Here is a 20,865-nt window from a genome sequence, read left to right on the forward strand (position 1 = left end):
TTCTACTTATTATGAATTTTTCACATATTGAAATAATCACCTATTATTTAAGATTAAAAATAACGATTGACCTTGACATTAGCGTCAAGGTCTACACTATATTCAAAGCCCACTCTCAAGGAGGAAAAAAAGATGGAACAATTGAATCAAAATCAAAGCCATGGGATTGAACCGAATGTTCGTGAATCTCAGCAAAACACCACTAAGGAACGTGTGACCGTGCTCGGGCTCGGCCCTATGGGCCAAGCGCTTGCCGGAGCTTTTATCAAGAATGGCCATGCTACAACGGTATGGAACCGGACAACTGCTAAGGCCGACCCACTTATTACACAAGGTGCAGTGCTTGCTCCGACTGTTCCGGATGCCGTACTTGCCAGCCAGCTTATTATCATCTGTGTACTCCATTATGATGCAGTCCGCTCCATTCTCTCTAATGCAACTAGCGCATTGAAAGGGAAAACCCTTATAAACCTGACAGCCGACTCTCCTGAACGTGCACGCGAAATGGCGGCTTGGGCAGCGGAGAACGGTATTAACTATATTGATGGTGCGATCATGACGCCGATAACGACCATTGGGCAGCCTTCCGCCGTTGTTCTGTACAGCGGGCAAGAGAAAGTTTACCGCAGCCATCGAAATACACTTTCCAGTCTGGGAGGGACCGCTTCGTTCCTTGGGGAGGATCCCGGTCGTGCCGCAGCCTATGATGTTGCATTGCTGGATGTGTTCTGGACAGCCATGAGCGGCTATGTACACGCTCTGGCTATCGCACGTGCTGAGAACGTTGCCGCGAAAGACATCGCCCCCTATGCGCAAAATATCATCAACATTATGCCGGATATCATGACCTATATCGCACAAGATGTGGATCAAGGCGTTTACCCTGGTCAAAGCTCTAGTCTCATCTCCAATATGACAAGTATGGAGCATATCATCCACGTGGCCGAACATCACGGCATCGATAGCAGCGTTTTAAACGCAGCAAAAGCCATTGCCCAAAGAGCAATCCATGCCGGTCATGGAGAAGATGGTTTCTCACGCTTAGTCGAATTTAATCGCACAACCGTTTAAATTTCTGAAACTCTTGCTTCAGATTAAAAGACTCAATGGGATATAACTTGAATAGGCAAGTCAAACAGGTGACGACAATGTCCCCTCTTGACTTGCCTATTCATTGAGTTCGCTCTATTCTTAACCCTTGACAGCTCCTTCAGTCAAACCTTTCTGAATATACTTTGAGATAAACAGGTATACAATCAGCACCGGAATAACGGTCAACGATACTGCCGTAGCCATCAGACCAAAGTCTGTTCCGTATTGGGAACTGATCTCATTCAGCAATGCAACGATCGGACGGACATTCTCTTTGTTTACGAAGATCAACGCTGAGAACAAGTCATTGTACGACCACATAAATACAAATATGCTTGCCGATGCAAATACCGGCTGAGAGATCGGCACGAAGATCTTAACAAACATCTGCCATCGGTTACATCCATCCATGAAAGCCGCCTCTTCAAGCTCTTTCGGTATAGTTGCCATATAACCGGCAATAACCAAGGTGGCAAACGTCAGATTGCCTGCCGTTTGCGGGAAGATCAGGCCCCAGTATGTATTGACCAGACTGGTTTTGATCAGCAGCTCGTATACCGGAACTACGGTTGCAAACGCTGGGATCAGCAAAGTTGCATACAGAATGGAATAGATGGTGCGCTTGCCTCTGAAGTTGAATCTGGACAACACATAAGCGGCTAATCCCCCGAGCAGTAATACCAAGAAGACGGTACTGAAGGACATCACCAAACTATTGATATAACTTCTTCCGATATTAATGCGGTCAAATGCGTTCTGATAGTTCACTAACACCGGTTCCCATGCAATACCAAAGGAATTATTCATCACATCGCGAGAAACCTTGAACGAGTTGTTCACGATCCAGAATAACGGATAGATGGTGGTTAAGGACCACGCTGTCAAAACGACGTACATCAACGTGGTGCTTAAACTAAACCGACTCTTCCTAACGCGCTGAGTTTTGTGTTCAACGACGATGGTTGGCTCCATAACAGTACACCCCTATAACGCTTAGTATGTAATCTCGTCTCTTTTCAACAAACGGTTGGCAATTAACGCAAGCAGTACGCCAAAGACAACCATGTATATCGCAACCGCTGATCCGTAACCAAAGTTCTGATCCACCATGGCCTTTTTGTACATGTACGTTCCCAGGACTTCCGTTCCATTCTGGCCGCTTGTGATGACCCAGATGAATTCGAACACCTTCAACGTACCCGTAATGGCAAGGGTGATAACAACCTTGATGTCACTCATGATAAGCGGAATTGTAAGCATCGTTGTTTTCTTGAGCCCCGTGATTCCTTCCAGTTTTGCAGCCTCATAATAATCCGCGGGTATTTTGGACATGGCGGTCAAGAACAGAACAAAATAAAAGCCCACATAATGCCAAACCGTCGGAATCGATACCGCCTTTAGCGCATTCTTCGCATCCAGCCACAATATCTTCTCAATATTGAAGTTCGCCAGCAAATTGTTCAGCAAACCGAAGTTGTAATTGTAGAACAATACAAATAATAAGGAAATGGCAGTACCGGAGATGACAACCGGGAAGAAAAAGACCGTTCGATAAAATCCTTTGAGCTTGGAAATGTTATCTACCAGGACAGCCAACACAAGCGCGATGCCCACCTGAAACACGATAACATAGAGCATGATTTCGAGCGTGTGCAATGTTGCAGCGCCAAGCAGTTTATCCGTAACGAGTCGCTCGTAGTTAGCCCCTCCCACAAACTTTTTATCGAAAAAGCCGCTTGTGCGATAAAAGCTGAGATACAAACTCTTGAAGAACGGATAATATAGAAAGATTGTCATGATGGCTGCTGCGGGTAATAAAAACATCACAATATACTTTCGATCACCCTTCATATTAATCACCCTTGATGTTTATTTTTCTTCAACGTTCTTGCCGAAATGAGTACGCCGCCCAAATGAAAGCAGAGGGGCGGCGTAACGTCACTTTTATTTCTACCGTATCTGATGAATACTATTTTTTGTTGGCATCCTCGGTTTTCTTCGCTTCTTCGATCGCTTGAGCAGGAGTTTTCTTGCCTTCCACTACAGGCTGGACGCTAGCACGAAGGTTACCAAACGTTTCTTGCGAGACTTTACTGTCAACCGGCGCGCTGATGGAAGCTGCTTTCGCTGCCATAGCGAAACCGTCAAGAGCTACTTGCGGCAATCCAGTCACTTCAACGTCAGCCGCAGGTGTACCGCCGTTAGCCGAAGCGATTTTTTGAATGGACGCCGGTGAAGTCAGGTGTTTCAGCAATGCGATTGCTGCTTCTTTTTTAGCTGCATCATCATAAGTGGCTTTGGAGAGGTAGAAACCGGAACCGAAGCCGCCAACGATATCGTTACCGCTGCCAGCGCCGCCAGGAACTGTCGGGAATGGCAATACTGTAGAGTTGTCACGAGTATCATCGCTCCAACCGCCAATGGCCCAAGATCCTTCGATGGTCATGGCAGCCAGGCCTTCGCTGTAATAGTTGCCGGACATGCTCAGGTCGATCGTTGCCGCATCTTTAGGGAATGCGCCAAGGTCATACAATTCTTTCATAGCCGCATACGCTTTTTCCCAGTTTGGATCGATGCCTTCAAGCAGACCTTTGTTTTGTCCTTCAGGACCTGCTGCAGACAAAATGGTATGCTCGATCAGGTAGTGCGATTGGTCAAATGGTACGGATAAAGGAATAATGCCTTTGTCAGCTAACGTTTTCACAGCTGTGGTCAATTTCGCCCAGTCTGTTGGGAGCTCCAAACCATTTTCTTCGAAGATTTTTTTGTTAACGAACAAGCCTTCATAGAAACCGGTCAATGGCGCAGCGTAAATGTTACCGTCTTTTTGCTTGGCAAGTTCGAGCGCATCAGGAATGAAGCCGTTCTTCCACTCAGCGTCCGCGTCGAGAATTTCGTTCAACGGCACAACTTTGCCGGCATTGACGAATCCTTCTGCGTCAGCACCGATGAAGTAGAACAACAAGTCAGGCTCGTTGCCGCTGTTCATGTCGGTGTTCACTTTCGTTCTGAAACCGTCATCATTTGCTGACATCGTGTCGTTGTCTATCTTCACGTTCGGATGTTCCTTCGTGAATTCATCCAACGCTGCCTGGAAGGCTTCGCGAGCTGCGTCAGTTCCTCCGAAAGTCGAGAACACGCGGAGTGAAACCGGAGCGGCCTCATCCTTCTTATCATCTGCCGGCGGAGTTGTTTCCGTCTTCGGCGTTTCTCCCCCTCCAGCAGCAGGAGTGTTGGTGCCACTGTTGTTACCGCATGCTGCGAGGAACATGGAGAGCAGCAACATGACACTCATGAGTAACATGGAAGTCCTTTTCATTTCGAATCCCCCTAAGTATTTTTTTAGAACCCTATGTAAATACTTGCTGTCTACCAGAATTTTATTCCAAGCCCTACTGGTTTCAAAGGGGGACATTCATCTTTTGCAGGGGGAAATATTTCCATACCGATCTTTATTTCGCATCACGCCTTCCTTTTAAGACCAGGAAAATGTGTTAGGTAACAAGGATACCGGGTAAAATTACGCGGTAGCTCACTGATGATATCGATAGGTACTTCTCTATTATGAATTTTTCATATGTTGAAATAACATCATCAATATTATTACCAGCGTTCGCATTCTTTTAAGCCGCAAAAAGAGCCTGTCGAGAGACTCGACAGGCTCTTTTTCAAAACACTCACACCTTACCCACCCAATCCGCTCCGGCAACCTCACGCCAGCGGTTGCGGATCGACTCGTAAATATCCTCCGGCAGCTGCCCTTTTTCCAGTAATGCAGCATTTTGCTCCCACCGATCCGGATTTGCGGTACCGACGATGGCGGTAGCTACGCCCGGCGTGCTTAAAGTGAATCTTAATGCCGTTTCAACGCCTTGCTGAACATCGGCGAGAAAATCGTAATTTAACTCGCCTAGCCGGATCCAATAAGGATAAGCATAATCCTGTTCGCTCAGCGTTTCGTTCTTCCAGGCAACATTGGCTACCGGACGTTTCGCAATGACCCCTATGCCCTGCTTCATGGCAAGCGGAATCGTGAGGTCGATCGCCTCCTGGTCGGCAATGTTCAGCGAAGTTTCAAAGCTGTCGAACACGCCGGTTTGAAGGGCGTAGAGCGCATCAGTCGAATCGCCGCTGTAGCCGATATACCGCGTTTTCCCCTGCTCCTTAGCTCTTTTTAATACTTCAATCACATCGCCCCGGCGCAAAATCTCCTCCGAGCAGCTGTGAAGATGGATGACATCGACGTGGTCCACCTGCAGTCGCTTCAAGCTGCGGTCAATGCTCTGCGCAAGCATCACGGGATCCCAATCCGGATAATCCAAACCGGAAGCGTGGCCGCATTTTGTAAACAGGTAGTAATCATCTCTTCGACCTGACAAAGCCCTGCCGATTATTTCCTCGCTATGGCCATAACATTCCGCGGTATCAATCATGTTAAGGCCTGCATCTATGGCGCTGTGCAGAAGCCGGTCCACCGTCTTCTGATCCGACTGGCCGATCTCGGCCCCTCCAAATCCCAACACACTAACCTGCATGTCCGTACGTCCAAATGCTCTGCGTTCCATCTTCCTTCACTCTCCTCCCTGTTCATCCCATTTCATCATTACCCGCTACGAATAAACCTGAAAGCCTATTTTCATCACAATTTCGACTTCACTGCTAAAATCCATATATGCTAAGACCGCCATCCACCAGCAGCGTTTGCCCGGTCATGTAATTGGCAGCCTCCGACGCCAGAAAAACGACAGGTCCCACCACTTCCTCCAGACTTCCCACGCGCTTAAGCGGTGTCCGGTCCAATATGGCCTGCATATAAGCTTCATCATTAAGCAGCTTCTCCGTCAGCGGAGTCCGGAAATACCAAGGTCCGACCGAGTTAACCTGAATTCCATACTGCGCCCACTCCATCGCAAGCACCTTGGTCATATGAATAAGAGCCGCCTTCGTTGATCCATAAACAACGCCTGTGCGAAGAGCCGTGTGTCCGCCTACGGAAGAGATGTTGATGATCCTTCCATTGCCTTGATCTTTCATAAATCGGGCAGCCGCTTGAGAAGCTACAAAAGCCGATTTCAGATTGGTTTGCACAATCAAGTCCCATTCCGAATCCGTCACTTCCAGCGCAGGCGTGCGAATGTTCATGCCGGCATTATTCACCAGTATATCGATTCGTCCTGCCTGATGTACAAATTCTCGAATCGCTCCCTCCAGCTCTTCTCTTACGGTCAGATCACCCGGCAGCACAAATGCCTGCCCTTGGTTCAAGCTCTTAATCAGATTTGCGGTCTCCTCCAAATCGCTCCGGGTTCGGGACATCAAGCCGACATCGCAGCCGGCCTCTGCCAATCCTATGGCAATAGCGCGTCCGATCCCGCGTCCCGCCCCTGTAACAAAAACTTTTTTTCCTTCCAAATGAAAGCTCGGTAAATACATCGAATCCCTCCTAAGCATCGATCTGCAACCAAATTTTATTATCAAACAATGGAACGTTCCTTGAAGACCGTGTAACCATTCTAGGAATTGAAGTATTACTAGGAATTGAAATATTGCGAAGGATTGTGACGAACCGGATCAATATATTCCTCATATCGGCCGCCCGTATAAGATTCAATGACTTTTCGCCAAAAAGCCTGGGCTGGTATATTGCTGCTGACTTGCGTCACCTTCCAGCGCCCCTGGAAATGATCGAACAGCCGGTTTGCCGCCCAAGTCCCTAATCCCGTACGCCGATATTTTTGCATAACGAAAAACTCCGTCATGTAATAGTCCGCTTCTGCAGCGTCATCCATCCGCTCGATTAAGGCAAACCCGGCTGGCCGTTGATCAAACGTAATAAGATAAGGATATTTACGTTCTCGTTTTTTCCAGAATTCATCCAGATCCGGATAAGGTAAAAACAACCCTTGATCATTTACCGAAATATCCAGATACTTGGTAAAATCATATAAGTACAATTGCATCAAGTTTACGATAACGGCTTGTTTCCGCTTGGGAACCAGCTCAATTCCCATACGTTCACATCGATCTGAAATCATGCTGCCGCCTCCCTAAAGCATCTCATCTATCATTTTAATGCTTCTTATCTACATCGTATTATCCGCACATTTCGAAGCACAAGTGCCATACCAAATTCGTGAGAATCGTCCAAGGTGATCTGACACATCCAAGCAAGATCGACTTTCCATATGTTACACTAGTAATTAATGACACAGGTCATTGCTATAAAGACAATCATTCGAGGTGGAACATGAATATACAAAAAGATATCGACCGTGCAAGACTCGATGAGAAATCGCCGGACATGCCTTGGTTCGTACAGCAGTTTATCGACTACAAGCTCCCGGATCTCTCCCCCTCCACCCTGCTCGAATATGTAAGGGATTATGAAACGTTCTTTAATTGGCTCCGTTCGGAGGGGCTGTCACAAGCAACCTCGAACCGCGAGGTAACGCTGCTTGAGCTGGAGACGCTGCGCATGGACAGCATCACCAGTTACCGGTTATATCTGACTACCCGCCGGGAGGGGACCAACTCCAGAATCACGGTTTCCCGCAAGCTCTCATCGCTGCGCTCCCTGTTTCATTATTTAAGCCAGATTGCGGAAGACGAGGAGTTTTATCCGCTTCTCAAGCGTAACATCATGGCTAAAGTCGAAATTAAGCGAATTCATAAACCAAAAGACACGGCTGCCAAGTTAAAAGGGAAAATACTGGAGGAAGAAGAACTTCAGGATTTCATCACTTACATTCACGAAGGTTATGGGCTGGATGTGGAGCAGAACAAACAGGCGCTCTATGCGCATGAACAAAATAAGGTCAGAGATGCCTGTATCGCCAGCCTTATATTAAATTCCGGCCTTCGTGTATCCGAAGTGGTCAATTTGAATCTTGCGGACATCGACCTGAACAATAAAATGCTGCATGTCTATCGGAAAGGTAATAACGACGAAACCTTTAAGACCCCAGTCTACTTCCGTGCGCAAGCCAAAGATGATCTTGAATATTATTTGCAGCTTCGGCAGGCCCGCTACAAGGTGCCGAAAAAAGAAAAGGCTCTGTTCGTTGCACTGCGTAACGGTCAGAATGAAGGGCAGCGCATGACCAAGCGGGCGATTCAGGCAATGATCATCAAATACGCCAAGCGTTTTGGCAAGCCTTCCCTGACCGTGCATAAGCTGCGGCATTCGTTTGCAACCGATTATTATCTGCAAAATGATATTTACAAGACCAAAGAACAATTGGGTCACGCGTCCACCGAGACAACCGAAGTGTATGCCCACTTAACGGACAAAACGATGTCCGAAGCGATTGAACGCCGCTCCGAAGACTAACTTCTTCATAATGACAGCAGCAGCGACGTAATCCGCTTCGTGTCATTCCAAGTAAATAGGGGAACCGCTAGCCGCTGCTGCATCTCACGCAGGGCTGACGGTTCCTTTAGCATTTCAGGACGCACGACGATACCCCTGATCTCCTTAACTTGATCCAGCAGCCCCATGTCCTCTGCTCCCCGCAGCAATACGAGCTTTGGATAAGGCTGCATTTTATAGCCTTCGACAAGAACCAGATCAAAATCGATGTACAAATGGATCAACGACGCAAGTTCGAGCTCCGTTTCCATCAGCATCGCCGTACGCCCCGGTGAAGCAATGGCGATTCCCTCCGCTCCCGCCTCTCGGAACTTGTACGTGTCGGTCCCTTCACGGTCCATTTCGAATCCGTGCCCGTCATGCTTGATGACGGCTGACCGAATGCCATGCCGTTTCAGCTGCGGGATCAAGCTCGCAATCAATGTGGTTTTGCCGCTATTTTTATAACCGCATATCTGGAAAATCTTCATGTCCAGGCTCCCGGCAGAACGAGAACTTGTACGGTTTGGCCTCTAACCGCACCACGAAGCTCTGGCGGAATCACGATTAAACAGTCACTATCTTTAATCGTGATCATGACACTTGATTCATCAAGGGAAGCAGGTGTCGCTACAAGCTTGCCGTTTGACACCTTCAGGCTCCCCCGCACGAAACGGGTAAAGTTGTTCACTTTTGAGTAATCCGAACCCAATTCTGCCGTCCATTCGGTTAAAAATAACTGCTCCATGCCAAGCATCTTTCGGATCGCAGGTCGGACAAACAACAGAAATCCCACGTAACAGGCCCCCGGGTTTCCCGATAACGCAAAAAGCAGCTTGCCCTCCTTCACGGCCGCGGTTGTAACACTTCCGGGACGCATTGTGACTTTATTAAACAGCATGTCCAGACCGCCGGATGTCACCAGCTCCCCCATAATGTCGTAGTCGCCTACAGATACGCCGCCTGTCGTCACCACGATGTCATACGCTTGGAGCGCTTCTTCCACCTTCTGGCGGGCGAGCTCGATATCATCCGGGATCGCCTCCATAATGACCGGCACACCACCAGCTTCCCGAATTTGCGATGCGAGCATATAAGTGTTGCTGTTGCGAATTTTACCAGGTTCAAGCGGTTCGGTGATGTCCAATAGTTCGCTGCCCGTCGAGAATATTCCTACCACCGGTTGACGAAACACTTCAACTTGGTGTATGCCAAAGGTGGCCAGAACCGAAATTTCTCCAGGTCCGATAAGTGTTCCTCTGCGGAGGATTAAATCACCTTCCTGAAGCTCGAATCCGGCGGGAGTAATATTCTTTCCCTTCTCGATGGACCGTTTGAAGCCTACATGGGTAAGGCTATCCTCTGTTCGAAGCTCCGTCGCTTCAAGCATAACGACAGCGTCTGCCCCTTCAGGAACTTGAGCGCCCGTCATGATGCGGGAAGCCTTGCCTTGCTCGATTGGAATGGAAGACACATATCCGCACGGGATCTGGTCGACAACCTCCAGCCACACCTGTTCCCCTATATCGCATGCGGCTAAATCCGCTGATCGTACGGCATAACCGTCCATGCCCGAACGCGCAAAAGCCGGGAACGGGTGGGGCGCGATAACATCGGAAGCAAGGACACGTCCGTCGCTGTCCTGCAGCCGAATAAGCTCCTCCTGACCAAGCCCCGCATAAGAAGCGGCAAGCGCTTGCGCGTCCCTAACCTGCAATGCACGCCGATCAAATTTATGATTGTGTTTCTTAGGCAATATCGAATGATTGTCCTCCACTACGCATTCCTCGCTTTCTGACTCAAAGAAAAAACTGACATTCTTACTGTACTACATTCTGCGCAATCTTCAAACCGACCATCATCCATGCGCCGCTTTGTAGTATGAAGACAGCAGCCGAGTACGTACGGGTCTCCAGACAAAAAAAGCGCATGGTCACTTGACCATGCGCTTGAACTCCAGGGGCTTTACCTTCGTCCCCTTCGGGAGATCTTGCCCGATCCGATTCGGGTCTTCGGCTTCTTGTACGATTTCTTCGGCGAATCGAACAAACCTCCGCCGCTTTCGCCGCGCTTAATCGTGCCGCGGTCTCCGCCTGTATCCGGATTTCGTCTGAACAGGCTTCCGCCCGTACCGGCAGAATCCTGGCCGCGCCGGGTAATCTTCCCGCTCCGGTCCACCGTCAGCGGCGGAGCCATCTTCTTATCTTGGCTTGTTGGCTTCTTATAGTTACCTTGTGCCGGTTTATACACATCTTTGCTGGTATATCCCCGGTAACCACCGCCGCCCATCGAATCGAATAAATTCCCGATCAGAACGGCCGTTAAGTACCCTTGCAGGAAACTTGAATCGTAATTGCGCTGCACGTACTCTTTGGAGTCGATTTCGATCAGCGTATCGGTCGGCTTCTGGGGATCCTGCTGCAAATGGTAATACTCATCGCCATATACCAAAAACATCCGCTCGGTATCCTCAGGAGACGATTGATCCGGGGTGTTCGCCGCGATGAGCTCGCCTGCGACAACCGGAACGCTTTTATCAGCTGCCCGGTACACATAGGACGTTGCATTTCCGTCTCGATTGACGGATTCCAGCGGATAGGTATCCTTGATATTCGGCGCGCCGCATCCACTCAATAATGATACGAGCAAACTCAGCACCAATATGATTTTTACAGATATAAAAGAGCGTTCCTTCATGCCACCACTCCTAAGTCGCCCGGATAACTCGAACGTCCCCCGGTATCACTTTCTCGCCTTCATACAACATAAACCGCCCGTTCTGCCATTCAATTCGCAGCAGCTTGTAATCATCCGATTGGTATTGCCATACGTGCTGCTCCCCGCTTTGCGTAAACGCGGTACGACCGGTAATCGAAACATGTCCCCCGTATTCCTCTTCCAAATGAAATACATGATCATCCAAATCGATGATGGACGGAACCTCATCCGGAGAATCAAGCCGTCCATCGATCGGAGCGTATAACGCATACTGAACCGTCTCGCGTTCTTCGATATGAAGATAAGCAATGGTGCTGCCGTCCTGCAGCGTCAAGACGACCGCATTACGACCGCGATTGTGCACGCGACCCGTGACTTCATAAGTGACCAGAGACACTTCGCAAATATCGCCAGGAGCCAGCTGCAGCATGCTTTTCTCTACCTTGGGCGGTTCCGGCTTACTAAATAAATTGCTGATTCTTTTCCACATACTCATCTTTCCTGTCCCCTATCTCCATTATGCGTTCTATAGGCAAGCGGTAATAATTAACGCCCCAACCACATGCAGCGAACCTGCAAACAAACCGTATCCCGTCTTTCCCTCGCGGGTCCCTTTGTCAAGGTTCAGCTTGCCGAAGTTACGAAGCATGAGCTCTGTTAACGATTCGAGGACCAGCAATATGACAAATGAAATGATCGATACCACAATGGCCTCAAGCAGATGATATGACGTTCCGATCGACACGGATAAAATATACCCTTGAGCAAACAGCTTCAGTATCAGTCTTGTGGTTACCGCCATATTACCCGCTTTCACTTCTTCAAGATCGTTATATTTCGTGAACAGGGAATCCACAAACATCAAAACAAACAACAGCAGCCCACCGACAGCTGTCCAAAGCAATACACGCAAGATCATATCAAAATCCATCTCTAAGCCTCCACATTCAACATACAAACAACACCTTGAGCCTGAACTGCTTTAATCGAAGACAGACGCTCATAAAGGGGATGTGCCCCATGTATATCTACAATCAATCAAACAAAAGCGAAGGAGAAGCACGGCTGCATTCAGCCCTGCTGTTTCTCCCTCGCCCCCTAAACTAGATACCTGTTAGACCGTTGAATCCCTTATTACTTGTTCTCGTATTGCTTCATCAAAGCTGCAAGCTCATCCTCAACGACTTTGTCCTTGCCAAGGTTCTCAAACTCTTCATCAAGGGATTTTTCTTTTGCCGACATTTCATTGCTTGCTTCCGCACGTGCTTCCATAGCGAGCATCTTCTCTTCCATACGTTTCAACCCTGCCGACGCTGTGTCGGAACCAAACCCGTTCATCGCTTTGTTGATCTCGGTCTGCGCTTTAGCCGCATTATAACGGGCGACCAAAGTTTCGCGCTTGTTCTTCATCGCCGTAAGCTGCTTACGCATTTCTTCCAGTTTGCCGCGCAGATTGTCAGCTGCCAGTTTGTTCTGATCGTAGCTTGCTTTGTACTCATCACGCTTGGCCTCGGCGGCCTTCTTCTCTTCCAGCGCGCGGCGGGCAAGATCAACGTTTTGAGCTTGTGCTGCCGTATGAGCCTGCTGTGTGCGTTTTTCAACAAGTGCAGCTTGCTCTTCATAAAGTGCTTTAAAGCGTTTCTCGATGGCAATTTGCGAAGCTACCGCTTTCTCGGCATCCTCAAGGTCTTCCGTCATATCCCGAATGTACTGATCCGTCATTTTAATCGGGTCTTCCGCCTTGTCGATAATGGCGTTAATATTGGACATGGTCAAATCGCGCAATCTTTTAAATATGGACATCGTTCTCTTCCTCTCGCTTTCACTTTAAAATACTGGTATATGATTAATGTTTACGTTCCATGATCCAAAACGTTTCAAAATTTTTTAAAGGTGTTGTTCAAAAAGTCATCTTTTGATAAGAAAACCAATCGAGGCAAATTCAAGGCTGAGCGACCGCGATTCGGAAGTAGGTTTTCTTGCGATATAGAATTCCATCAACTCCGTTGATAACTTATAAATCCTATATCTAACACGAAGTGAATCAAGAAGTAACTCCTCAGTCCCTATCTTCATCCAACCTTCTCGGTGCTGTGGAACACGCACTTTTAATATCCCCGTTCATACTGCTTGGGAACTTTCTGACCTCCATCAAGCGCCTTGGCTGCGTGAACCGCCCAGTAGGGATCCCGGAGCATCCCCCGGCCGATCGCCACCAGATCCGCTTTGCCTGACAAAATCACCTCTTGCGCGGCATGGTAATCATCCAGCATTCCTACCGCAATCACAGGAACCTTTAACAGCTGCTTGAACTCTGCTGCCAGATCCACCTGGTAACCGGGCTTCGCTTCCGGGCCGCCATTTGCGCCGACCTGGCCTTCTCCCCCCGAGGAGATATGAAAAATATCGACGCCGGCATCCCGGTAACGTGTGCAGACTTCCGCGCAGTAATGCACATCGTAGCCTCCGTCCACGTATTCTTTCGCAGATACCCTCATAATGATCGGCATGCCTTCAGGCAGCACTTCTTTAACCGCTTGAACAACCAGCTCCCCGAATAGAGGGAGATCTTGACCATATTCGTCACTGCGCTGATTCGTGAGCGGCGAATGAAACTGATGAATGAGATAGCCATGGGCTCCATGAATCTCTATGGTATCGAACCCGGCTTCAACAGCTCGACGTGCGCCTTCCCTGAAGGCTTGAATGAGCTCTTCCACTTCGGCCCCGGACAGCACCTTGGGCATTTTGTAATGGGAGCTGAACGGAATCGAAGAAGGGGCCACCGACGGCTCTGCATCCTGCGCTTTTCTTCCGGCATGTCCAAGCTGGATACCAATCTTGGTCCCATAAGAATGCACGCTCTCCACAATACGGCGATAGGCCGGAATCTGGTTGTCGTCCCATATCCCCGTATCCTGATTCGTTATCCGTCCATCAGGATGGACGCCTGTCATTTCCACAATAATTAAGCCAGTACCTCCTACGGCACGGCTGACGTAATGAACAAAATGCCAATCATTCGGAATCCCGTCCTCGGCTTGAACGGAATATTGACACATCGGTGGCATAACAATGCGGTTCTTGAGGGTCAAATTCTTGAAATTGTAAGGTGTAAACAAGTCTGCCAAGCGATTATCTCCTTCCATATCCAAATGATCAAGATGTAATAAAATCTGATACCGGTTATTATACACCTTTCTAAGGGAAAACTAAAAATCATCGCATTCCCATATTGAGGATAATCGCCCAATCAACTGGGCATACCATATTAAAAAGCTAAAGGGGCCGATCGTGATGTTCAAACGATACCGCGCAGGAAGCTGCCTGTTGTGGATCATGTTACTCTTTTTAATGGGGCCGGACATTCCGGCAAACGCATCCGATGTACATCGTTTGTCACTTCACCCCCAGGACACTTCCGTCATGTCGGAGTCCGGTCAGCATGCCAATCAAAGCAAGAACCAAATTTCAGACGATGCGCCGTCTTTAAGTCAATTGCTGAGGAAATACCCGGATACCTTTCGCTCTAGCGGACCCCGGGTCAAACAGATCGCTCTGACCTTTGATGATGTTCCGGATCCCCGATTTACCGGCAAAGTACTGGACGTCCTTAAAGAGTTTCAGGTAAAAGCCACATTCTTTGCAGTAGGGGAGCGGGCCAAAAAACACCCCGATCTCGCAAAACGAATCCATGATGAAGGTCACGCCATTGGCAATCACTCCTATAATCATGCGCAGCTGAACAAGCTGAGCCTGGACAAATTTAAAGGCCAAATCGAACGTACCAACACCATCTTGAAATCACTGACCGGAGTGGATCCTCGGCTAATCCGACCTCCATACGGCGATATAAATGAAGAGCAGCTACAGTGGGCACGCAAAAACGGGTACAAAGTCGTGAACTGGAATGTCGATTCGCTCGATTGGAAAGGTCTGCCTAAGGAAGAGGTGAAGAGCAACATTCTGTCAGCGGTCGGGCCAGGCTCAATCGTACTCCAGCATGCCGGAGGCGGCGTGGGATCGGACCTAACCGGAACGATCGAAGCGCTCCCGGATATTATTACCGAACTGCAGAGAAAGGGATATAGCTTCGTGACACTGCCGGAAATGTTAGGCGTGTCAGAGTCGAGATAGATCCCCATAACATAAAAAAGACGGCTGACTGGATCATTGATCCAGACTAGCCGTCTACATATTAGAATTGCTTTCCATGGTGATGGATTGGATTATTCGATTATGAACAACTTGATATCCTGGATGCCGAATTGCTTCACGGACGATTGGGAACCCGGAATGAAGATGTCAATCTTATTCCCTTTAATAGCCCCGCCGATATCACGTGCTTCTGCCACAAATGCCTTTTTCGGCAGACCTGGATGCTCATGTCCTGTTACAAGCACCTTGGTGCCGAGCGGAATGATTTTTGGATCGACAGCAATGGTACCAAGCTCAAGGGAGTTGCCGAAGTAATCTACAGCGCCCCATTTGCCGTTCTCGCTGGCAGCAGCAGAATATGCGGTTGCTTTGACGGACAATGTTTTGCTGTAATTAAATGTCTTGCCCCATGCTTCCACTACATTCTTCTCAGGGGAAACGCTCAAGCTAGGCGTAAACCCGGAAGCGCCAGGAACGATGGGTGCAGCAGACGCTGTCGAGTTCATCGATACCGAGCCGGGAATGGTGATTTTCAGACCAGAGTATATATTCGTTGCTTTAATTTTCGGATTGGCTTTCATCAGCTTGTCCATATTAACGCCGTACTGTTTGGATAAATAATAGAAGGTATCGCCGTTCTTCGCTACGTGTACGGAGCTTGCATGGGCTTGCAAGCCGCCCCCGGCAAAAGTCAAGCCAAGCGCAACGGCTGTAATGGTAAACCATTTTGCGGTTTTTCCAGCAATCATATGGTTGATTCCATTTTGTTTAGTCCATGCTTTCATTTGTTGTAACATCTAAAGATGCCTCCTTATATGTAACTTGGTAAATCGGATGTAGTATGTCAACGAACATGAATATATCACAATTTTGTAACCTATACTGCAAGCAATTGTTACCAATACGCAAACAAAAACAGCGCCAATTCCTGAAACAATCAGGTATGGCGCTGTTTTCGTCTGTTACATTGTAGATATAAAAGTTACAAAACCTTACTTAAAAACTCTTGCGTACGAGGATGAGTCGGATTACCAAACAGCTGGTCCGGCGTACCTTCCTCTACGATTTTACCGCCATCCATGAACAGGATCCGATCCCCCACTTCCCGGGCGAAGCCCATCTCATGGGTGACGATGACCATCGTCATCCCGCCTTCGGCAAGCTTCTTCATTACTTCCAGTACCTCACCCACCATCTCCGGGTCCAATGCGGAGGTTGGTTCGTCAAACAGCATGACATGCGGCTGCATCGCGAGTGCTCGCGCTATGGCGATTCTCTGCTTCTGTCCACCGGACAGCTGGGAGGGATAAGACTCCTTCTTATCCTGCAGACCCACCGACTTCAGCAGCTCGTCGGCAGTAGCCTCGGCTTCCTTTGCCGAGACCCCCTTCACCTGAATGGGAGCAAGCGTAATATTCTCGATGACCTTCTTGTGAGGAAACAGGTTAAACTGCTGAAACACCATGCCCATTTTCTCGCGGGTAGCATTGATATTGTGATTCTTGGCGGTGATCAGCTCACCCTCGAACGAAATTTCGCCGCTGGTCGGCACTTCAAGCAAATTGAGACAGCGTAAAAAGGTGCTTTTTCCGGAGCCGCTCGGTCCGATGACAACCACCACTTCTCCTTTTGCAATATCGATGTTAATGCCCTTCAATATTTCCAGCTTGCCAAATGATTTATGAAGATCCTTAACGGTTATCACTAGCACTCAACTTCCTTTCCCAGACACCCAGAAGCTTCGAAAGAACGAATGTCAGTATAAAGTAGATCAGGGCAGCCACAAGCAGCGGATTTAATGCCGCAAAGGTCATGCCGCGCAAAATCTGGGCTTGATACATAATGTCCACCACACCGATAAAGGAGACGATGGAGGATTCCTTAATGATGACAACAAACTCATTACCGATGGCAGGCAAAACGCCTTTTAACGCCTGAGGCAAAATAATGTGGCGCATCGCTTTGCCCTTGGCCATTCCGAGGGAGCGTGCGGCCTCCAATTGACCGCGGTCCACGCCCTGAATGCCGGCACGGAAGATTTCAGCCAGATATGCCGCACTGTTGATTGAAAGCGTCAAAATACCCGACTGTATCGGTGAGAATTTAATATCGAACGCCGCCAAGCTGTAATGAATAATAAACAACTGGACCAGCATCGGGGTACCGCGGATAATTTCGATATAAGCAGTAGCCAAAAACTTAAGGATTTTGACTCCCGACATCCGCATTAAAGCGATTATCAAACCGAGAATGAATCCGAAAAATACACCAAGTGCCGAAATAAGCAGCGTAAACTGGATGCCCTTGGCATAATAATCGCGATATTTCCAAAAGAATTCAAATGTATTCAGATTCTCTGCCGTACGGCCTGCAGCCAGATCACTAGCCTCGTCGACAAACTTCTGGATCTGGTCATTCTCCTTCAAGCGCTCGAGTGTAGCATTAATGCTCTTCAGCAGCTCTTCGTTCCCTTTACGAACCCCGATGGCATAGGCGTCGTTCTCAGCCTTCGGTTTAGCGTCCGTGATCACCATCGTTGCTTCATTCATATTGGTCTTCGCGATCGGATACTCGGCGAGAACAACATCCACACGTTCAGATTCCAGCTGGAGCAGCAGGTCCGGTATTTTATCCAATGATATTACATTGGCATTCGGGATTGTTTTTGCAATTGTCTCCTGAATGGAGCTTTTCTGAACCCCGATCTGAGCTCCCTCCAGGCTTTCAACCGTGTTGAACTTTAGTGCGTCTTCCTTACGGACGACGACCGATTGTTCCGCTGCATAATAAGGCTCGGAAAAATCGATGCTCTTTCGGCGCTCTTCCGTCGGATTCATGCCCGATATGACAAAATCCACGCGTCCGCTCGTCAGCTCAGGCAAGAGTGCATCAAAGGAGGTGTCCTTAATAATGAGCTCAGCGCCAAGATCCTTGGCGATTTCCTTCGCAATATCGATGTCAAATCCGACGATGGTATCGACGCCATCTATCGTTTTATGGAACTCATAAGGCGCATAATCTGCACTCGTGCCGAGAATCACCGTTTTCTTCTCGCCCTCCGCATGGACGATACTGCCAAAAGACAGCACGACCACCATGAACAGGGTCATCCACGCTGTAAATTTACGTTTCATATGTCTCGTTTCTCCCCTAACTGTTACGAATAGAATCAATCGTAGAAAAAATGCAACTGAGTCATTATAAAACAGGATGCATGAATATGCAATGAAAATTCATGGGTTCTCCAAAGCATCAAACCTGTTTTAAACCTTACCACCGGCGTTTGCTTCATTATTTTAATACAATGGTCAATTCATCATACACATGGGTTATATTACTCTTCATTCCTTTAACATTTAAACAAATAAATTAGGGGGTAAAATCAATAGATAGTCCATATTGTGGATAATTCTTTGCCCATATAGCCATTACGGGACATATATTTCTTCCTTCATATTAATGTAAATACAGGACTTCAGCATCACCCACTAGATGATAAGAGGATCTGGGATGTACTCCTTTCTAACGATGTATAATCTATCCGTTCCCTTCCCATCTTATAATAGCGTATCCATGATAAAATGAAGGCTCTCCGGACAGTCTCTTTCACTCCATGATTCATGCAAGCCAGCAGTTGGTTATTAATTAGCTATAGCTTTACTCATATAGGAGGTGTAACCATGCTGTTAGAAGCGCTGTATCATGTTCCAAGAGATAAATGGGCATACGCATATGATACAAAAACCATTCATCTTCGGATCCGAACCAAGAAAAACGACATTGATTCAGTTGTTGCCATGACTGGCGACAAATACGATTGGGACCGTACGTACTTCGAGATCACCATGGAAAAGGCCGCCTCGGATGACATGTTTGATTACTGGGAATGCGGAGTCAGGCCGAAATACAAAAGACTGTCCTACGGATTTCGGATTCATGCCGGAGATGAGACGGTATATATGGTGGACAGCGGGATTGGATGGGACTATCCGTATCCGCCTGCAGGTTACTTTGAATTTCCGTACATACATGAGGTCGATGTATTCAAAGTACCGGAATGGGCCAAAGAAGCCGTGTTTTATCAAATTATGACGGAACGCTTTGCTAACGGAAACCCCGCCATCAATCCTGAAGATACCGAGGTCTGGGGCGGCAAGCCAGAGGTGGACAATTTCTTCGGCGGTGATCTGCAGGGCGTGCTGGATCATCTGGATGATCTCGTTGATCTGGGCATAAACGCCATTTATTTTACTCCGCTTTTCCTCTCCCCCTCCAATCATAAATATGACACGGTTGATTATAAACAGGTGGATCCGCACTTTGGCGATAATGAGTTGCTGAAAAAAGTAGTAGATACTTGCCACGCAAAAGGCATTCGAGTGATTCTCGATGCGGTATTCAATCACTGCAGCGAAGAGTTTCCTCCCTTTCAGGACGTGCTGAAGCACGGGGAAAAATCCAGATATGCCGAATGGTTTCATGTGAACCAGTTCCCATGTGAGGTCAAGGATGGCATTCCCAGCTATGACACCTTCGGCTTTTTCGGAAATATGCCGAAGTTCAATACCGCCAATCCTGAAGTGAAGGCGTATTTGCTGGGCGTAGCCGAATATTGGATCAAGGAAATCAATCTCGACGGCTGGCGTCTGGACGTTGCCAATGAAATTGACCATCATTTTTGGCGGGATTTCAGACAGGTAGTCAAGAAGGCCAACCCTGAAGCGTATATCGTGGGGGAGGTCTGGTCGGATTCCTTAATCTGGCTCCAGGGTGACCAGTTTGATTCCGTGATGAATTATCCTTTTGCCGATAAGGTCCTGGAATTCTTCAACGGCAACATGGACGGGCTTACGTTCGCCAACCGCATCGGCTCGATCCTGATGCGATATCCGCAGCAGACCAACGAAGTGGTCTTTAATCTGCTGTGCAGCCACGATACGCCGCGGCTGCTTACCCGTGTGGGTGGAGATATCCGGCGCATGAAACTGACGGTTGTATTTCTGTTTACATTCATGGGAACGCCGTGCATCTTTTATGGCGACGAAATCGGATTGACAGGGAACGGAGATCCTGATTGCCGCAAATGCATGGAATGGGATCCTAAGAAACGAAATCAAGAGCTCTATACGTTCTATCAAGGGATGATCGCCCTTCGGAAAAAGCATAAGGCACTGAGACAGGGACGCTTCCGCTTCCTGCAAGCGAATCTCCATGATCCTTGCATTGTGTACGAGCGTGCGGACGAGACCATGCATTTTATCGTATGGATGAACAATAGCGACTCGAAGCGGACCATCTCGCATCCTATTGTCACAACCGATTGGATTGATGCCGAGACGAATGATCCCGTAAAACCGGTAAACGGCACGATGCATATCGATTTAGAACCATATTCGTATCGAATTTTATGCCGGCAATTGAAACATTCGTAAACCATCTATGTAAGCACTGACAACATAGCGGCCATACCAGGCTTTAACGAGCACAGGGGTGCAAGGATAGCAGCGTTATTCGGCTATCCTTGCACCCCTGAGTTTGTCCGGTTACCG

The 20,865-nt window shown here is 48.1% G+C and carries 20 protein-coding genes; 4 read left to right on the forward strand and 16 right to left on the reverse strand.

Features of this window, described 5'->3' with window-relative positions; all coding sequences use genetic code 11:
• The first annotated feature begins 132 nt into the window (after nt 1–132).
• Nucleotides 133–1,071, forward strand: coding sequence for an NAD(P)-dependent oxidoreductase (locus DP091_RS01355; RefSeq protein WP_113056734.1), 939 nt, complete (start codon nt 133–135; stop codon nt 1,069–1,071).
• A gap of 120 nt (nt 1,072–1,191) precedes the next feature.
• Here DP091_RS01355 and DP091_RS01360 read toward each other — a convergent pair whose 3' ends face one another.
• The 6 genes from DP091_RS01360 to DP091_RS01385 all read right to left on the reverse strand — a co-directional run bounded on the left by DP091_RS01360 (nt 1,192) and on the right by DP091_RS01385 (nt 7,127).
• On the reverse strand, nt 1,192–2,064 hold the full coding sequence (locus tag DP091_RS01360) for a carbohydrate ABC transporter permease (protein WP_113056735.1): 873 nt from the start codon (nt 2,062–2,064) through the stop codon (nt 1,192–1,194).
• 21 nt (nt 2,065–2,085) lie between these two features.
• A complete protein-coding gene (locus DP091_RS01365) occupies nt 2,086–2,943 on the reverse strand; it encodes a carbohydrate ABC transporter permease (RefSeq protein WP_113056736.1) in 858 nt (285 codons plus the stop codon).
• Nucleotides 2,944–3,061: 118 nt separating this feature from the next.
• Entirely contained in the window at nt 3,062–4,411 is a 1,350-nt protein-coding gene (locus tag DP091_RS01370; protein WP_113056737.1) for an ABC transporter substrate-binding protein, read from the reverse strand.
• A gap of 358 nt (nt 4,412–4,769) precedes the next feature.
• The gene (locus DP091_RS01375; protein WP_113056738.1) at nt 4,770–5,657 is read right to left on the reverse strand and encodes an aldo/keto reductase; all 888 of its coding nucleotides are present in this window, start codon (nt 5,655–5,657) and stop codon (nt 4,770–4,772) included.
• A gap of 94 nt (nt 5,658–5,751) precedes the next feature.
• A complete protein-coding gene (locus DP091_RS01380; RefSeq protein ID WP_113056739.1) occupies nt 5,752–6,525 on the reverse strand; it encodes an SDR family NAD(P)-dependent oxidoreductase in 774 nt (257 codons plus the stop codon).
• Between the two features lie 98 nt (nt 6,526–6,623).
• Nucleotides 6,624–7,127 carry a GNAT family N-acetyltransferase gene (locus DP091_RS01385; protein WP_113056740.1) on the reverse strand — a complete coding sequence of 168 codons (504 nt, stop codon included), beginning with the start codon at nt 7,125–7,127 and terminating at the stop codon, nt 6,624–6,626.
• 212 nt (nt 7,128–7,339) lie between these two features.
• Between DP091_RS01385 and xerS the strand changes: the two genes are divergently transcribed.
• On the forward strand, nt 7,340–8,422 hold the full coding sequence (gene xerS, locus DP091_RS01390) for a tyrosine recombinase XerS (protein WP_071218172.1): 1,083 nt from the start codon (nt 7,340–7,342) through the stop codon (nt 8,420–8,422).
• Between the two features lie 5 nt (nt 8,423–8,427).
• On the opposite strand, the gene mobB is transcribed toward xerS, so the two are convergent.
• The 7 genes from mobB to DP091_RS01425 form a co-directional block, all read right to left on the reverse strand.
• Entirely contained in the window at nt 8,428–8,931 is a 504-nt protein-coding gene (gene mobB / locus DP091_RS01395) for a molybdopterin-guanine dinucleotide biosynthesis protein B (protein ID WP_113056741.1), read from the reverse strand.
• Nucleotides 8,928–10,217, reverse strand: coding sequence for a molybdopterin molybdotransferase MoeA (locus DP091_RS01400; protein ID WP_113056742.1), 1,290 nt, complete (start codon nt 10,215–10,217; stop codon nt 8,928–8,930). Before DP091_RS01400 ends, mobB begins: the two co-directional genes overlap by 4 nt.
• A 188-nt stretch (nt 10,218–10,405) precedes the next feature.
• Nucleotides 10,406–11,137, reverse strand: a complete 732-nt coding sequence (locus tag DP091_RS01405) for a DUF4247 domain-containing protein (protein ID WP_113056743.1) — start codon at nt 11,135–11,137, stop codon at nt 10,406–10,408.
• Nucleotides 11,138–11,147: 10 nt separating this feature from the next.
• A complete protein-coding gene (locus DP091_RS01410; RefSeq protein WP_076321199.1) occupies nt 11,148–11,654 on the reverse strand; it encodes a DUF4178 domain-containing protein in 507 nt (168 codons plus the stop codon).
• A gap of 30 nt (nt 11,655–11,684) precedes the next feature.
• A complete protein-coding gene (locus tag DP091_RS01415; RefSeq protein WP_113056744.1) occupies nt 11,685–12,089 on the reverse strand; it encodes a DUF350 domain-containing protein in 405 nt (134 codons plus the stop codon).
• Nucleotides 12,090–12,292: 203 nt separating this feature from the next.
• The gene (locus DP091_RS01420) at nt 12,293–12,961 is read right to left on the reverse strand and encodes a PspA/IM30 family protein (RefSeq protein WP_071218178.1); all 669 of its coding nucleotides are present in this window, start codon (nt 12,959–12,961) and stop codon (nt 12,293–12,295) included.
• Between the two features lie 305 nt (nt 12,962–13,266).
• Nucleotides 13,267–14,289 (reverse strand): NADH:flavin oxidoreductase/NADH oxidase, encoded by a 1,023-nt coding sequence (locus DP091_RS01425; RefSeq protein WP_113056745.1) that lies wholly within the window; start codon nt 14,287–14,289, stop codon nt 13,267–13,269.
• A gap of 166 nt (nt 14,290–14,455) precedes the next feature.
• Between DP091_RS01425 and DP091_RS01430 the strand changes: the two genes are divergently transcribed.
• Entirely contained in the window at nt 14,456–15,295 is an 840-nt protein-coding gene (locus DP091_RS01430; RefSeq protein WP_113056746.1) for a polysaccharide deacetylase family protein, read from the forward strand.
• A gap of 92 nt (nt 15,296–15,387) precedes the next feature.
• Here the strand turns inward: DP091_RS01430 and DP091_RS01435 are convergent, their stop codons facing one another.
• The 3 genes from DP091_RS01435 to DP091_RS01445 form a co-directional block, all read right to left on the reverse strand.
• Nucleotides 15,388–16,113, reverse strand: a complete 726-nt coding sequence (locus tag DP091_RS01435) for a 3D domain-containing protein (RefSeq protein ID WP_113056747.1) — start codon at nt 16,111–16,113, stop codon at nt 15,388–15,390.
• A gap of 185 nt (nt 16,114–16,298) precedes the next feature.
• Nucleotides 16,299–17,021, reverse strand: a complete 723-nt coding sequence (locus DP091_RS01440; RefSeq protein ID WP_181469702.1) for an amino acid ABC transporter ATP-binding protein — start codon at nt 17,019–17,021, stop codon at nt 16,299–16,301.
• Nucleotides 17,008–18,450, reverse strand: coding sequence for an ABC transporter substrate-binding protein/permease (locus tag DP091_RS01445; RefSeq protein ID WP_113056749.1), 1,443 nt, complete (start codon nt 18,448–18,450; stop codon nt 17,008–17,010). Before DP091_RS01445 ends, DP091_RS01440 begins: the two co-directional genes overlap by 14 nt.
• A 546-nt stretch (nt 18,451–18,996) precedes the next feature.
• Here DP091_RS01445 and DP091_RS01450 point away from each other — a divergent pair.
• Nucleotides 18,997–20,748: an alpha-glycosidase gene (locus DP091_RS01450; protein ID WP_113056750.1), complete on the forward strand. Its 1,752-nt coding sequence runs from the start codon at nt 18,997–18,999 to the stop codon at nt 20,746–20,748.
• Nucleotides 20,749–20,865: the final 117 nt, after the last annotated feature.

It is taken from the genome of Paenibacillus sp. MDMC362 (assembly GCF_003269305.1).
Taxonomy (GTDB): domain Bacteria; phylum Bacillota; class Bacilli; order Paenibacillales; family Paenibacillaceae; genus Paenibacillus_AQ.

Bases quoted from the DNA above. Each gene is read 5' to 3' on its own strand.
- DP091_RS01355 (WP_113056734.1), top strand. From the start codon at position 133: ATGGAACAATTGAATCAAAATCAAAGCCATGGGATTGAACCGAATGTT.
- DP091_RS01360 (WP_113056735.1), bottom strand. From the start codon at position 2,064: ATGGAGCCAACCATCGTCGTTGAACACAAAACTCAGCGCGTTAGGAAG.
- DP091_RS01365 (WP_113056736.1), bottom strand. From the start codon at position 2,943: ATGAAGGGTGATCGAAAGTATATTGTGATGTTTTTATTACCCGCAGCA.
- DP091_RS01370 (WP_113056737.1), bottom strand. From the start codon at position 4,411: ATGAAAAGGACTTCCATGTTACTCATGAGTGTCATGTTGCTGCTCTCC.
- DP091_RS01375 (WP_113056738.1), bottom strand. From the start codon at position 5,657: ATGGAACGCAGAGCATTTGGACGTACGGACATGCAGGTTAGTGTGTTG.
- DP091_RS01380 (WP_113056739.1), bottom strand. From the start codon at position 6,525: ATGTATTTACCGAGCTTTCATTTGGAAGGAAAAAAAGTTTTTGTTACA.
- DP091_RS01385 (WP_113056740.1), bottom strand. From the start codon at position 7,127: ATGATTTCAGATCGATGTGAACGTATGGGAATTGAGCTGGTTCCCAAG.
- xerS (WP_071218172.1), top strand. From the start codon at position 7,340: ATGAATATACAAAAAGATATCGACCGTGCAAGACTCGATGAGAAATCG.
- mobB (WP_113056741.1), bottom strand. From the start codon at position 8,931: ATGAAGATTTTCCAGATATGCGGTTATAAAAATAGCGGCAAAACCACA.
- DP091_RS01405 (WP_113056743.1), bottom strand. From the start codon at position 11,137: ATGAAGGAACGCTCTTTTATATCTGTAAAAATCATATTGGTGCTGAGT.
- DP091_RS01410 (WP_076321199.1), bottom strand. From the start codon at position 11,654: ATGAGTATGTGGAAAAGAATCAGCAATTTATTTAGTAAGCCGGAACCG.
- DP091_RS01415 (WP_113056744.1), bottom strand. From the start codon at position 12,089: ATGGATTTTGATATGATCTTGCGTGTATTGCTTTGGACAGCTGTCGGT.
- DP091_RS01420 (WP_071218178.1), bottom strand. From the start codon at position 12,961: ATGTCCATATTTAAAAGATTGCGCGATTTGACCATGTCCAATATTAAC.
- DP091_RS01430 (WP_113056746.1), top strand. From the start codon at position 14,456: ATGTTCAAACGATACCGCGCAGGAAGCTGCCTGTTGTGGATCATGTTA.
- DP091_RS01435 (WP_113056747.1), bottom strand. From the start codon at position 16,113: ATGTTACAACAAATGAAAGCATGGACTAAACAAAATGGAATCAACCAT.
- DP091_RS01445 (WP_113056749.1), bottom strand. From the start codon at position 18,450: ATGAAACGTAAATTTACAGCGTGGATGACCCTGTTCATGGTGGTCGTG.
- DP091_RS01450 (WP_113056750.1), top strand. From the start codon at position 18,997: ATGCTGTTAGAAGCGCTGTATCATGTTCCAAGAGATAAATGGGCATAC.